Source organism: Actinoplanes sp. NPDC048796 (assembly GCF_040650035.1).
Lineage (GTDB): Bacteria > Actinomycetota > Actinomycetes > Mycobacteriales > Micromonosporaceae > Actinoplanes.
Map to the genome: position 1 here is coordinate 39,765 of NZ_JBEZGO010000019.1, position 13,687 is coordinate 53,451.

The 13,687-nt window shown below is 69.0% G+C and carries 13 protein-coding genes; 8 read left to right on the forward strand and 5 right to left on the reverse strand.

What is annotated here, in order from left to right:
• The first annotated feature begins 13 nt into the window (after positions 1 to 13).
• The 3 genes from uvrB to AB0C26_RS41275 all read left to right on the forward strand — a co-directional run bounded on the left by uvrB (position 14) and on the right by AB0C26_RS41275 (position 4,079).
• Positions 14 to 2,131, forward strand: coding sequence for an excinuclease ABC subunit UvrB (uvrB, locus tag AB0C26_RS41265; RefSeq protein ID WP_360259339.1), 2,118 nt, complete (start codon positions 14 to 16; stop codon positions 2,129 to 2,131).
• Between the two features lie 647 nt (positions 2,132 to 2,778).
• Complete coding sequence (locus tag AB0C26_RS41270; RefSeq protein ID WP_360259343.1) at positions 2,779 to 3,357, forward strand: N-acetyltransferase; 579 nt, start codon at positions 2,779 to 2,781, stop codon at positions 3,355 to 3,357.
• An 8-nt stretch (positions 3,358 to 3,365) separates the two neighbouring features.
• Positions 3,366 to 4,079 carry a VOC family protein gene (locus tag AB0C26_RS41275; protein ID WP_360259345.1) on the forward strand — a complete coding sequence of 238 codons (714 nt, stop codon included), beginning with the start codon at positions 3,366 to 3,368 and terminating at the stop codon, positions 4,077 to 4,079.
• An 89-nt stretch (positions 4,080 to 4,168) separates the two neighbouring features.
• On the opposite strand, the gene AB0C26_RS41280 is transcribed toward AB0C26_RS41275, so the two are convergent.
• Positions 4,169 to 4,465: an antibiotic biosynthesis monooxygenase gene (locus AB0C26_RS41280; protein WP_360259347.1), complete on the reverse strand. Its 297-nt coding sequence runs from the start codon at positions 4,463 to 4,465 to the stop codon at positions 4,169 to 4,171.
• A 412-nt stretch (positions 4,466 to 4,877) separates the two neighbouring features.
• Between AB0C26_RS41280 and AB0C26_RS41285 the strand changes: the two genes are divergently transcribed.
• Positions 4,878 to 5,867, forward strand: a complete 990-nt coding sequence (locus AB0C26_RS41285) for a TerC family protein (RefSeq protein WP_360259349.1) — start codon at positions 4,878 to 4,880, stop codon at positions 5,865 to 5,867.
• A gap of 57 nt (positions 5,868 to 5,924) precedes the next feature.
• Here the strand turns inward: AB0C26_RS41285 and typA are convergent, their stop codons facing one another.
• The gene (typA, locus tag AB0C26_RS41290; protein ID WP_360259351.1) at positions 5,925 to 7,790 is read right to left on the reverse strand and encodes a translational GTPase TypA; all 1,866 of its coding nucleotides are present in this window, start codon (positions 7,788 to 7,790) and stop codon (positions 5,925 to 5,927) included.
• Positions 7,791 to 7,978: 188 nt separating this feature from the next.
• Between typA and AB0C26_RS41295 the strand changes: the two genes are divergently transcribed.
• Positions 7,979 to 8,779, forward strand: a complete 801-nt coding sequence (locus AB0C26_RS41295) for a lytic transglycosylase domain-containing protein (protein WP_360259353.1) — start codon at positions 7,979 to 7,981, stop codon at positions 8,777 to 8,779.
• 150 nt (positions 8,780 to 8,929) lie between these two features.
• A complete protein-coding gene (locus AB0C26_RS41300; RefSeq protein ID WP_360259355.1) occupies positions 8,930 to 9,355 on the forward strand; it encodes a 50S ribosomal protein L11 in 426 nt (141 codons plus the stop codon).
• 46 nt (positions 9,356 to 9,401) lie between these two features.
• Here the strand turns inward: AB0C26_RS41300 and AB0C26_RS41305 are convergent, their stop codons facing one another.
• Positions 9,402 to 10,025 carry an ATP-dependent Clp protease proteolytic subunit gene (locus AB0C26_RS41305; protein ID WP_360259357.1) on the reverse strand — a complete coding sequence of 208 codons (624 nt, stop codon included), beginning with the start codon at positions 10,023 to 10,025 and terminating at the stop codon, positions 9,402 to 9,404.
• Between the two features lie 108 nt (positions 10,026 to 10,133).
• On the opposite strand from AB0C26_RS41305, the gene AB0C26_RS41310 reads away from it, so the two are divergent.
• The gene (locus tag AB0C26_RS41310; RefSeq protein WP_360259359.1) at positions 10,134 to 11,027 is read left to right on the forward strand and encodes an NAD(+)/NADH kinase; all 894 of its coding nucleotides are present in this window, start codon (positions 10,134 to 10,136) and stop codon (positions 11,025 to 11,027) included.
• 13 nt (positions 11,028 to 11,040) lie between these two features.
• Here the strand turns inward: AB0C26_RS41310 and AB0C26_RS41315 are convergent, their stop codons facing one another.
• On the reverse strand, positions 11,041 to 11,685 hold the full coding sequence (locus AB0C26_RS41315; RefSeq protein WP_360259361.1) for an MBL fold metallo-hydrolase: 645 nt from the start codon (positions 11,683 to 11,685) through the stop codon (positions 11,041 to 11,043).
• A 1-nt stretch (position 11,686) separates the two neighbouring features.
• Positions 11,687 to 12,394: a maleylpyruvate isomerase family mycothiol-dependent enzyme gene (locus tag AB0C26_RS41320; protein ID WP_360259363.1), complete on the reverse strand. Its 708-nt coding sequence runs from the start codon at positions 12,392 to 12,394 to the stop codon at positions 11,687 to 11,689.
• Positions 12,395 to 12,583: 189 nt separating this feature from the next.
• On the opposite strand from AB0C26_RS41320, the gene rsgA reads away from it, so the two are divergent.
• Positions 12,584 to 13,621 carry a ribosome small subunit-dependent GTPase A gene (gene rsgA, locus AB0C26_RS41325; RefSeq protein ID WP_360259367.1) on the forward strand — a complete coding sequence of 346 codons (1,038 nt, stop codon included), beginning with the start codon at positions 12,584 to 12,586 and terminating at the stop codon, positions 13,619 to 13,621.
• Positions 13,622 to 13,687 lie beyond the last annotated feature (66 nt).

Genomic DNA, 13,687 nt, shown 5'->3' on the forward strand with positions numbered 1-13,687 from the left:
TACGGTTGTCCCCATGGCGCTCGACATCCCACGACTCGACGGCCGATTCGAGGTCGTCAGCGATTTTCAGCCGGCCGGCGACCAGCCCGCAGCCATCGCTGAGCTGGAGCGACGGGTCCGGCGCGGCGACCGCAACACGGTCCTGCTCGGCGCGACCGGCACCGGTAAGAGCGCCACCGCGGCCTGGCTCATCGAGAAGCTGCAGCGGCCCGCGCTGGTGATGGCTCCGAACAAGACCCTCTGCGCCCAGCTCGCCAAGGAACTGCGCGAGCTCCTTCCGAACAACGCCGTCGAATACTTCGTCAGCTACTACGACTACTACCAGCCCGAGGCGTACATCGCGCAGACCGACACCTACATCGAGAAGGACTCGTCGGTCAACGAGGAGGTCGAGCGGCTGCGCCACTCGGCCACGATGTCGCTGCTCACCCGGCGCGACACGATCGTGGTGGCGACGGTCTCGGCGATCTACGGCCTGGGCACGCCGCAGGAATACCTGGAGCGCGCGGTCAAGGTCAAGGTCGGCGGCGAGATCGACCGCGACCAGCTGCTGCGCCGCCTCGTCGACATCCAGTACGCGCGCAACGACATGTCGTTCCAGCGCGGCACGTTCCGGGTCCGGGGCGACACCCTCGAGATCATTCCGGCGTACGAGGAACTGGCCATCCGCGTCGAGCTGTTCGGCGACGAGGTGGAGAAGCTCTACTACCTGCACCCGCTGACCGGCGACATCATGCGCGAGGTCGACGAGCTGGTCATCTTCCCGGCCACCCACTACGTGGCCGGTCCGGAGCGGATGGAGCGGGCGATCCGCGACATCGAGGCCGAGCTCGAGGAGCGGCTGGCCGAGCTCGACCGGCAGGGCAAGCTGCTCGAGTCGCAGCGGCTGCGCATGCGCACGACCTACGACATCGAGATGATGCGCCAGGTCGGCTTCTGCAACGGCATCGAGAACTATTCGATGCACATGGACGGCCGCCGGCCCGGCGAGCCCTCGTACACGTTGCTCGACTACTTCCCGGACGATTTCATCACCATCCTCGACGAGTCGCACCAGACGATTCCGCAGATCGGCGGCATGTACGAGGGAGACGCGTCCCGCAAGCGCATCCTCATCGAGCACGGCTTCCGGCTGCCCAGCGCCGCCGACAACCGGCCGCTGCGCTTCGACGAGTTCCTCGAGCGCGTCGGCCAGATGGTGTTCCTGTCGGCGACGCCCGGCCCGTGGGAGATGCAGGAGGCCCAGGGGGAGTACGTCGAGCAGGTGATCCGCCCGACCGGCCTGGTCGACCCGCAGGTCGTGGTCAAGCCGACCAAGGGCCAGATCGACGACCTCATGCACGAGATCAAGCTCCGGACCGAGCGCGACGAGCGGGTCCTGGTGACGACCCTGACCAAGAAGATGTCCGAGGACCTCACCGACTACCTGCTGGAGAACGGCATCCGGGTGCGCTACCTGCACTCCGAGGTCGACACGCTGCGCCGGGTCGAACTGCTCAAGGAACTGCGCAAGGGCGACTACGACGTGCTGGTCGGCATCAACCTGCTCCGGGAAGGTCTCGACCTGCCCGAGGTGTCGCTGGTGGCGATCCTCGACGCCGACAAGGAGGGCTTCCTGCGCAGCGGCCGGTCGCTGATCCAGACCATCGGCCGTGCCGCCCGTAACGTGTCGGGCGAGGTCCACATGTACGCGGACAAGATGACGCCGTCGATGCGCGACGCCATCGAGGAGACCGACCGCCGCCGCGCGAGGCAGATCGCCCACAACGAGGCGAACGGCATCAAGCCGCAGGCCCTCCGCAAGAAGATCCACGACATCCTCGACGACATCTACCGCGAGGCCGAGGACACCGACGCCGCTGTCACCCCGATGGTCGGCGGTGCCGGCCGGCAGATGTCACGAGGCAAGGCGCCGGTCCCCGAGACCCGCTCGAAGGCGCGCGGCGCCACGGCCGCCCCGGCCCGCGAGGGCATGGCCCGCACCGAGTTGGCCCAGCTCATCCAGGACCTGAACGAGCAGATGCTGGCCGCCGCCCGCGAACTGCAGTTCGAACTGGCCGCCCGCATCCGCGACGAGATGGGCGAACTGAAAAAGGAACTACGAGGCATGGACGCCGCCGGCGTCAAATAGTGGTCGATCTCTCCCGGCAGCTGCCCTAAGCTGCCGGGATGACCGCCATCGATCGGCCCGCCTGGGCCGAGCTCAGGGGCGTACCCCCAGAACTCATAGCCCTGGCCGAACGCTGCTTCCACACCGACGGCGGCCTCCCCCTGTCCACCGACCCCACCTTCCTGGCCCGCCGCTGGTCATCCCCGAACACCGTGGCATTCGCCGTACGGGCGGCATCCCCCACAGACTTCCCGGCCCCAGCGGCCCCTTCATCGCCGGCGTCGCCTTCGTCTCCAACGGGTGCCTCCTTCCCGGCGGGCTCTTCGCCCTCGGCTGGCACATTGTTGGCGGCCGGCGCGGTCCGTCCCATCGCGGGCGGTGCGGCCTTCACCGGCTTGGTCGACCCCACCGCTCGCGGCCGTGGCCTCGGCGCCCGCCTACTCGACCGCGGATTGGCCGAGGCCCGAGCTTTAGCTGCGGCAACCGCCGGTCCCACCGCCGTATCCTCCCTTGCGGACGGCGTTTCCGCCTCGACGTCGCCTTCCGGCGCGAACGGCGATCCCACCTCCGCCCCATCTTCCGCCGGGGGCGGCAATCCGGCCTCCACCTCGCCTTTCGCCGCCGCGCCTTCCGGCGGTGAGACGACTGCCGTTTCCTCCGGCGCGGGCGTGATCACGGTGGAGATCGAGTCGTTGACGGAGGACGCGGATGCTCTGTTCGTGTCGCGCGGGCTGCGGCGGGTTTTCGCCGAGGACGTGATGCGGATCGATCTCGCCCGGGAGGCGCCGTCGGCCGCGTGGGCGGAAGGCGCGACGGTGGTGTCATGGTCGGCTGAGGTGGCGCGGCGGTTTCACGCGGTCTACGAGGCGTCGTTCCGGGAGCGGCCGGGGTTTCCCGGAGATCCGGCCGACGAGTGGATCGCCGAGAACGAGGAGGACGAGGACTTCCGGCCGGACAGCTCGCTGCTGGTCAGCGTGCCCGGGGTCGGGGACGCCGGCTTCGTGACGGCCGCGCGGGACTGGATCGTGCAGGTCGGCGTGGTGCCGGCGGCGCGGCGCCGTGGGCTCGGCGCCGCCCTGGTCAGTGCGGCGCTGGCCCGGCTGCGGGCCGACGGCAGCGATCACGCCTGGCTGACGGTCAATCTGAACAACCCCGGCGCGGCGGCGGTCTACCGGCGCCTCGGCTTCGAGCATCGGGGCCGCCGGGCCCGTTACCGAGACGAGGCTGGGGGTAGGCGAAGCGCATGATTCGCTGGGTGGACGTCTTTCTGGACCGGCCGGTCGAGAACTTCGACGCGGCGGTCTCATTCTGGTCCGAGGTGACCGGCTCGGAGCCGAAACCGCAGCACGACCCCGGGTTCGTGCGATTGGGCACGGCGGCCGGCGACGACTGGATCGAGATCCAAGGGGTGCGTACGGGCGAGGGCGGCACCCACCCCGACCTGTGGGTCGACGATCCGGCCGCGTTCACCGGCCGGGTCCTCACGGCCGGCGCCTCCCTGGTCACCGACCACGGCGAGTGGGTGACGTTGCGCTCGCCCGGCGGCCTGGCGTTCTGTGTGGCCCGGTGGCGGGGTCAGAGCGTACGGCCGAGGCCTTTTGCCGGGCCGGGCGGAGTGACCACCCGGCCGCACCAGATCTGTGTCGACGTCGGCCCGGCGGCCTTCGACGACGAGGTGCGCTTCTGGGAGATCGCCACCGGCTGGCGCCTGGACCCGGGCGAGCTGGGGGAGTTCCGCCGCCTGCAGCCGGAGCCGCCGATCCCGATCCGCTTCCTGATCCAGCGGCTCGACGAGGAGCGCCCCACCTCGGCTCACCTCGACGTCACCTGCTCCGACATCCCGGCCGGCCGCGCCTGGCACGAGTCGCTCGGCGCGACTTTCGTGGGCGAGTGGCCGTACTGGACCACCCTGCGCGACCCGGCCGGCGGCACCTACTGCCTGACCAAGGGCGACCCCGCCGCGGACTAGTCGCCCTTCACCTTCACTGTCCGCCTCAGGACGACGCAGTGCTTACGCCGCGGCCTGCTTCCCCGCGCGGCGGGACGCCGGGAGGCGGGTCAGCTGGCGGGGACGTCGAGGAAGTGCTCGACCAGCGGTGGCGTGGCGAAGTACTGACCGATGTGGCCGCGCCACTGGGTGTAGCGCTCGGTCCCCCGGAAGTTCTCCAGGTGGGCCTCGACGCTTTCCCATTCCACCAGCAGGACGAAGCGGGACGGGGACTCCACGCCGCGGGTCATGCGGACCGAGAGGCAGCCCGGCGTGCCCGCCAGGATCGGCCGTCCGGCCTGGTAGGCCGCCGCGAAGGCGTCCTCCTCGCCAGGGTTGATGTCGATCAGCGCGACCTCGAGAACCATGAGCGCAGCCTGCCACACCAACGAGTGAACTAGCCTCCTAGGAAGCCTAAAGCGGGTGTGGAGCCGGTTCCGGGTGGGCATTGGGTTGCCACGAGGTAGCGTGATGGCAGCACCCCGGAGGGTGACAAGTGTCCAGGTTGAGAGGTTTGGCCGAGAGGCTGGACACCCTTTGCCAGGGTCCAGTGTCAATGCTCCGGGGGATGCGCCACAATGGCTGCCGTAGGAGGGGAGTATTCCCCCGCGCCGGTCTCGTCAACACGGAACATCCTCGAGGGTGTGCCCGGGGCCGGTGGTCGCGATTCCCCGCCTCACGCGGGTTGCGGCGGAAGAGACCTCCGACAGTCGCACGCCGCTGTTCTCACCCGATCTTTGAGTGGGCGCAGCGTCGAACCGTGTCTGCCGGAGGTTCCTGTTGAACGTCTCCACCTGGGTGTGGATCGTCACCCTGGTCGCTCTCGTCGCCGTTCTCGCCGTTGATCTGCTGATCATCGGGCGCCGGCCTCACGAACCTTCGATGAAGGAGTCCGGGAGCTGGGTCGCGTTCTACGTTGCGCTCGCCCTGGTCTTCGGTGTCGGTGTCTGGGTCACCGCGGGCGGCAAGTACGCCGCCGAGTTCTACACGGGCTGGTTGACCGAGTACTCGTTGAGTGTCGACAACCTGTTCGTCTTCGTGATCATCATGGCCCGCTTCGCGGTGCCGCGGAAATTCCAGCAGAAGGTGCTGTTGATCGGCATCGTGCTGGCGCTGCTCATGCGGGGCGCCTTCATCGCCGCCGGCGCCGCGCTGATCTCGGAGTTCTCCTGGGTGTTCTACCTGTTCGGCGCGTTCCTCGTCTACACCGCCATCAACCTGCTCAAGGAGGGCGAGAACGACGAGGAGGACTTCAAGGAGAACATCCTGATCCGCTGGGCCAAGAAGGCCCTTCCGGTCTCGTCGTCGTTCGACAGCGGCAAGATGACGGTGGTCACCGAGACCGGCAAGCGGCTGTTCACGCCCCTGCTGATCGTGATGATCGCGATCGGTACGACGGATCTGCTGTTCGCGCTCGACTCGATCCCGGCCATCTTCGGCATCACCAAGGAGCCGTACCTGGTCTTCACCGCGAACGTGTTCGCGCTGATGGGCCTGCGGCAGCTGTTCTTCCTGCTCGGGGGCCTGCTCGAGAAGCTGGTCTACCTCAACATCGGGCTCGCCGCCGTGCTCGCCTTCATCGGCGTGAAGCTCTTCTTCGAGGCGCTGCACACCAACAGCCTGCCGTTCATCAACGGCGGCCACGAGGTGCACTGGGCGCCGGAGATCCCGATCTGGCTCTCGCTGCTGATCATCCTGGGGACGCTGGGGGTCGCGACGGCGGCCAGCCTGGTGAAGACGTCCAGGGACAGAAAGAAAGAGCTGGTTTAGTCGTACGGATACGAAAGGCGCCCGGGTCATCCGACCCGGGCGCCTTTGCGTGTGTTGTTACTGGGCGTGCTTGCGGCGGGCGGCCATACGTCCACGGGTCTGCTGGTCGAGGACGACCTTACGGATGCGGACGGCGGCCGGGGTCACCTCGACGCACTCGTCCTCGCGGCAGAACTCGAGGGCCTGCTCCAGCGAGAGCTTGCGCGGCGGGATCACCTTTTCGGTGTTGTCGGCGCTCGCGGCGCGCATGTTCGTGAGCTTCTTCTCCTTCGTGATGTTGACGTCCATGTCGTCCTCACGGGAGTTCTCGCCGACGATCATGCCTTCGTAGACCTCGGTGGTCGGCTCGACGAAGAGCGAGCCCCGCTCCTGAATGTTGATCATGGCGAACGGGGTGACCACGCCGGCCCGGTCGGCGACCAGGGAGCCGTTGTTGCGCGTACGCAGCTCGCCGAACCAGGGCTCGTAGCTCTCGAACAGGTGGTGCATGATGCCGGTGCCGCGGGTCTCGGTCAGGAACTCCGTACGGAATCCGATGAGGCCGCGTGCCGGGACCAGCCACTCCATGCGGAGCCAGCCGGTGCCGTGGTTGATCAGCTCTTCCATTCGGCCCTTGCGGGTCGAGAGCAGCTGGGTGATGGCGCCCATGTACTCGTCGGGGGCGTCGATCGTCAGGCGCTCGACCGGCTCGTGGATCTTGCCGTCGATGGTCTTGGTGACCACCTGCGGCTTGCCGACGGTCAGCTCGTACTGCTCGCGGCGCATCTGCTCGACCAGGATGGCCAGGGCCAGCTCACCACGGCCCTGCACCTCCCAGGCGTCGGGGCGGTCGGTCGGCAGTACGCGCAGCGAGACGTTACCGATCAGCTCGCGGTCGAGGCGATCCTTGACCATGCGGGCGGTGACCTTGGCCCCCTTGACCTTGCCGACCAGCGGCGACGTGTTGGTGCCCAGGACCATCGAGATGGCGGGCTCGTCGACGCTGATCAGGGGGAGCGGGATCGGGTTCTCCGCGTCGGCCAGGGTCTCGCCGATCATGATGTCGGCGATGCCGGCGACGGCCATGATGTCGCCCGGGCCGGCGCTCTCGGCCGGCTTGCGCTCGAGGCCCTCGGTGATCAGCAGCTCGGAGATCCGGACGTTGCTGATCGTGCCGTCGGTCTTGCACCAGGCCACGGTCTGGCCCTTGCGGATGGTGCCCTGGTGTACGCGGCAGAGCGCGAGACGGCCGAGGAAGTTCGACGCGTCGAGGTTGACGACGTGCGCCTGGAGCGGCGCGCCCTCGGTGTAGGTGGGCGCCGGGATGGTCTCGAGGATCGTGCTGAACAGCGCCTCGAGGTCGGTCGCGTCCTCGGGGACGGTGCCGTCCTTGGGCTGGGTCAGCGAGGCGATGCCGTCGCGGGCGCACGCGTAGATGATCGGGAATTCGATCTGGTGCTCGTCGGCGTCGAGGTCGAGGAAGAGTTCGTACGTCTCGTCGACGACCTCCTTGATGCGGGCGTCGGGACGGTCGACCTTGTTGATGATCAGGATGATCGGGAGCTTGGCCGCCAGCGCCTTGCGGAGCACGAAGCGCGTCTGCGGCAGCGGGCCCTCGGACGCGTCGACGAGCAGGGCGACACCGTCGACCATGGTGAGGCCGCGCTCGACCTCACCGCCGAAGTCGGCGTGGCCGGGGGTGTCGATGATGTTGATGGTGACGGCGTCACCCTCGGCGGGCTGGTAGCTGATCGCCGTGTTCTTGGCGAGAATGGTGATGCCCTTTTCCCGCTCCAGGTCCATGGAGTCCATGACGCGGTCGGCCATCTCGCCGCGCGCGTGGGACTGGCTCCCCTGGCGCAGCATGGCGTCGACCAGGGTTGTTTTGCCATGGTCGACGTGAGCGATGATGGCGACGTTGCGTAGGTCGGTGCGGGTCTGCATGAAACCATTGTCCCCGGTGTTGGTTGCTGTCGCGGTCCGGGGTTGGATCGACGGTACCGGTTCTGCATCACACCTGGTTTGTCCGTTATGGCGGTCAGCCTTTCAGGGAGGGCTTAAGGGTCTGCGCGTCCGGGCCGTGATCGGTAGCCTCCGCATCGATTCCACCAACGGGGAAAGGCCGGAACGATATGGCTCGGAGGACGTGGGCGCTGGGGCTGGTCGCGCTGCTGGTCGCGGCCGGGTGCGGGTTGGGCGGTAAGGGCGAGGACAAGGCGGCCGCCGATCCGGCGCCGTCGGCGGTGGCCGCGAGCGACGACGGCCAGCCGGAGTTCGAGCCGATCACCGAGAGTCCGACGCCGGAGCCGGTCGAGACGACCACCAAGCCGCCCACGAAGAAGCCGGCCAAGCCCGCGGCGACGGAGCCGACCGAGCCGCCGTTCTGGAGCCAGCTGCCCGACTGTGCCCACTACGACAAGACGAAGCCGGTCTCGAAGGCCAAGGTGAAGGCGGCGCTCAAGGCGGCCGCGGGCAAGACCTACTGGCGTACCGAGGCACCGTCCCTGCGGATCAACTACCCGCTGATCAAGGCGGTGGCCTGGCAGGAGAGCGGCTGGCAGAGCAACATCCACAACTGCGACGGCGGCGCCGGCGTCATGCAGGTCATGCCGGACACGGTCAGCATGGTCAACAACCGCTTCGGCCTGGACTACGACGCGTCGGTGTTCCAGCAGAACGTCCTCGCCGGCGGCAACTACCTGGCCTGGCTGACCAAGTGGGTTGGCGACAGGTACTTCGGCGGCAGCTACAACCTGAGCGCCGCCAAGTGCAAGACGGCGTCGTCGTGGTGCCCGCTGAACGTGGTGATCTCGGGCTACAACGCGGGCGCGGGCGGCATCGAGCAGGCCGCCGCCGACAAGACCCTGCCCAACCCGAATTACGTGGCGTCGGTGCGCGCGCTGATGAAGCGGTGCCAGTGCGACCAGTACTAGGGGTCGAGCTACACTAGTTGAGCTACCCGAGACCCGCCGCCGTTTTGACCGTACAAAAGCGCCGGTAGTAAGGTCTCGGGGTTGTCGTGTGTTGATGAAGCTGGCGAGCTGTGAGTTGAGCTTGCAGCTCACCCTAAGGAGCCCTACGCAATGCCGCCCAAGAAAAAGACTCATGAGGTAACCCTCGCGCTTGAGGCGGGTAACGCCGCGATGGTCGACCTCGGCAAGATGCTTGGTCCGACCGGGGCCAACATGCGTGCCGTCAAGGTGGAGTACGACGAGGCCACCGCGAAGAACCGGGGCGAGATCATCCCGGTGATCGTCAGCGTCTACGAGGACCGCAGCCACACGCTGGCCTACAAGACGCCGCCGACCAGCTTCCTGATCCGCAAGGCCCTGGGTATTCAGTCCGGCGCGTCGAACCCGCTGACCCAGACCGTCGGCACGCTGAACGCGACGCAGGTCAAGGAGATCGCCGAGCGCAAGCTCCCCGACCTCAACGCCAACGACCTCGACGCCGCGATCCAGATCGTGTCCGGCACCGCCCGCTCCATGGGTGTGAAGGTCGCGCAGTAACAAAGCCATAGAGAAAGCCCCCGGGTCGTGGACCCGGGGGCTTTTTTCATGCCTTGCCGACGATCTCCTCGATCAGGCCGTAGTCGAGCGCTTCCTGGGCGGTCAGCCCGCGGCCGGCCGACAGGTCGTCCTCGATACGGCTGCGGGTCTGCCCGGTCAGCTCCACCAGCCGCAGGATGATCTCCTCGAGCTCGCGCAGATGCTGCCCGGCGGCCCGGGCCACCTCGTCGGCGGTGCCGCTGACCGCGGCCGCGCGGGGCTCGGTCAGCCGGAACCGGGCGTGCCGGTAGGCGGCGCGCCGCTCGGCGGCGGCGAGCACCGCGACCACGGCCCCGCCGGCCTCGGAGGTGACGACCCCGTGCACCGGCGCCGCCATCGAGTCGATCACGTCGATGACCGACAGGGCAGCGCCGAGCTCACCGCCCGAGCTGGCCACATGCAGTTGTACGGGCTCGGGCCCGGCCGCGTCGAGGGTGAGCAGGGCGGCGGCGATGCCGGTCGCGCCCTCCGGCGTCAGCGGCCCCCGGATCAGGACGATCCGCTGGTCGAACAGCCGCTCCTCGAGCCACCCGGGCAGCCCCGGCCCGCCGGCGGGCGCCAGGTGCGGCGGCCAGGGCTCGGGGTTCTGCGGTGGCTGCCCCCACCGCATCGGATCATGACGCAGATTCACCGAGACCTCCCGTCGCCGCGTGTCGCCAGACTAACCACGGGAGCACCACCAGTGGCCACTTCTTCCGCTGAGGGCAAACAGGCCCGTCGATGACGCGATACTCGGGGGATGGGCGACAAAGCTGTTCTCGGGCTGGTGGTCCACCCCAGCAACGACGTGAGCGAGTCGGTCACCACGGTGGTGAACGTGGCGGCCCGTGTCGGGGCACGGGTGGTGGCCCGCCCGGACGACGCGGCCCGGCTGGGGCTGTTCGCCCTGGAGGACCCGGACTTCGTGGAGAAGGTGGACTTCGTCTTCAGCCTCGGCGGCGACGGCACCATGCTGGGCGCGATGCGGCTGATGGCCGGCCGCCCGACGCCGATCCTCGGCGTCAACCACGGCAACCTGGGCTTCCTCATCGAGACGAGCCCGGCCGACCTCCCGGCGGCGCTGGAACGCCTGATGGCCGGCGAGTTCAGCCTGGAACCGCACAGCGCGCTGGCCGTCGGCGACGTCCTGGCCTTCAACGACGTGGTGGTCACGGCCGCCACCGCGTGGACGTCGGTGGCGCTCGACCTGAAGCTGAACGGCGTCAAGCACGGCTACTTCCGCTGCGACGCCGTGGTCGTGTGCACCCCGACCGGCTCGACCGCCTACAACTACGCGGCCGGCGGCCCGATCATCTCCCCGTCGGTCACCGCGATCGGCCTCACCCCGGTGGCCCCGATGTCCGGCATCAGCCGTCCCCTCGTCCTGGGCGGCACCGAGATCATCACCCTGCGCGGCGCCGCCCCGTCCCGGGTCTCCCTGGACGGGGCGGACACGGTCACGATCGACGAGAACACCGACCTCACCGTCCAGCTGCGCCCCAACGCCGTCAACGTGGTCCGCTTCGATCGAGCCGCCCACGAACGCCGCACCCGCGTCAAGCTCAGCCTCCTCGACCTCCCGCTACGCCCCGATCAGCTGATCGAGCTGGTCCCCGAACACCTCCGCGAGAGAGTCCTGAAGCACCGGCCTTGAGGCCTCTCACGGATCACCAGCCGCGGTCGCGCCACTCCTTCAGGTGGGGGCGCTCGTTGCCGAGGGTCGAGTCCTTGCCGTGGCCCGGGTAGAACCAGGTGTCGTCGGGGAGGCGGTTGAAGACCTTGGCCTCCAGGTCGTCCATCAGGGTGATGTGGTCCTCGACGGTGACCGTCTTGCCGTGGCCGCCGGGGAACAGGCTGTCGCCGGTCCACAGGTGGGCCGTGCCGTTCGGGTCCTGGTAGAGCAGGGCGATCGAGCCCGGCGTGTGGCCGACCAGGTGGATCACCTCGAGGGCGGCGTCGCCCACGGTGATCGTCTCGCCCTCGCGCAGGTCGCGGTTGACCAGGGGGATCTCGGCGGCGTCGTCGATGTGGGCCAGCGACTCGGCGCCGGTCGACGAGATCACCTCGGACAGGGCCTGCCAGTGGTCGCCGTGCCGGTGGGTGGTGACGACCGTGGCCAGGCCGCCTCCGCCGATCAGCTTCAGCAGGGTCGGCGCCTCGTTGGCGGCGTCGATCATCAGCTGTTCGTTGCCGCTGCTGAGCAGGTAGGCGTTGTTCTCCATCGGGCCCACCGCGACCTTGGTGATGGTCAGGGCGCCGAGGTCACGGACGTCGGCGGGGCCGCCGACGGAGACGTCACCGGTGTAGGTCATGTCACTTCCACCTTGCTGGTTTCGGGAGCTCGCCATCCGGCGAGACGGTCAGGTCGGCGCCGTCGGCCCGGCCGGCCAGCCAGGCCGCCAGCGACTTGGTCGGGCCGCCGATCACCGGCGGGTTGTCGGCGGAGCCGATGCTCAGGGCGTGTTCGATGCCGTACGGGCGCAGTTCCATCGCCGGCCAGCCGGCCGCGGTGGCCTCGGTGACGATCTCACGGAGCAGGCGCAGCGCGAAGGCGTCGGTCCAATCGGCCGGCGTGTAGGACAGGCCCAGGTCGGTGTGGTGCACGGTCACCTCGCGCAGCCGCGCCCACGGCACCGCCGCCGCCGACTGGCCGGTCGGCGGCAGGAAGAACGCCCACGCCTCGGCCGGCATCGCGGCCCCGGCGTCGGCGAACCGGTCGTGGGCGGCGCGGATGTCCTCGAGCTGCTCGCGCAGCGGCCGCCCGGCACCCTCCTGGATGCCCGCCTCGCGGGCCTCGGGTGAGGGGTAGGGCGGGGTTTCCACGCCGGTGCGGGCCCAGGTCAGCAGGTTCACGTACGCGTCGGCGTTACGCGCGACGTGGGTCAGGACGTGCCCGACCGTCCAGCCGGGCAGCAGCGACGCCTGCCCGACCGCCGCCGGGTCGAGATCGGCCGCCGTACGGAGTAACTCCTCGGTGGCTCGGTCCACGTCAGTCAGGAGAACGAGCGGATCCATCGTCACAGGGGAAACCCTATCGGCACGGAATTCGCTTTCGCAGAAGTAGCCGCGACCGTACCGTCGGTGCAGACGCGTCGATCGAGCCCGCGGAGGAGGTGGGGAGCGTGCTGTTCGTTGTGGCGTCCCTTCACCCGGAGGCTCTCGCCTGACCGCCCACCGGCAGGCAAGCTTCCCGTCCCGCAAAGGGTTCCCATGTCGTACGACCTGTCCCAGCTGGGCTGGGACGAAATTTTCGCATCCGCCTACCGTCGTTTCGACCGTTCGGACGCCTCGGCCGGACGCGTCCTGCGCGCCGACCGCGGTGTCTGCACCGTGCTCGACGCCAGCGGCGTCACCCGGGCCAGCCTGGCCGGTGGCGTGCTGCTCAGCGCGGCGAACGATCCGTCCCGCCTGCCCTGCGCCGGCGACTGGGTGGTGTTACGGCACTGGCCCGACCGCCGGGTCACCATCGAGTGCGTGCTGCCCCGGCGGACCACGCTGATCCGTCGCACTTCCGACAAGGACTCCACCGGCCAGGTCCTCGCGGCGAACATGGACACCGTCGCCGTGGTCGAGCCGATCCATCCGGAGCCCGACGACGCCCGGATCGAGCGCCTGCTCGCCCTGGCCTGGGACTCGGGGGCGAAACCGCTGCTGATCCTGACCAAGAGCGACATGACCGCCGATCCGGCGGCCATCGCCCGGCAACTCGCCGAGCTGGCCCCCGGCGTGCCGGTGGTTCCGTTGAGCGTTCGGCAGAAAACGGGGCTTGCCGAGGTACGGGCGTACGTGCGCCCCGGAAGCACCCTCGCGTTGCTCGGCCGTTCCGGTGCCGGCAAGTCGACGCTGGTCAACGCGCTGGCCGGGATGCCCGTCATGCCCGTACAGCAAATTCGTGACGTGGACGGCAAGGGCCGGCACACCACCGCGTACCGAAATCTGGTCCTTCTGCCGAACGGCGGCGCCGTGCTGGACACGCCCGGCATCCGCGGTGTGGGTCTGCTCGACACCGCGGAGGGTCTCGACCGGGCCTTCGCCGACATCGCCGAGCTGGCCACCCACTGTCGTTTCGGTGATTGCGGGCACGACGCCGAGCCCGGTTGCGCGGTCGTGGTGGCCGTCGCCGACGGCACTCTCGCGCCGCGCCGGCTCTCCTCGTGGCGCAAGCTCAAGCGCGAGATCGAGGTCGAATCGGCCCGCCAGAACGCCCGCCTAGCAGGCGCGGCTGGGCAACGGCGACGGCGGCACTGACAAGGAACTGTCGAGGTGAATTGCCTTTAGTCCGGTCAAGGGCGGTGGTGGGGTGGTTGGACGGGC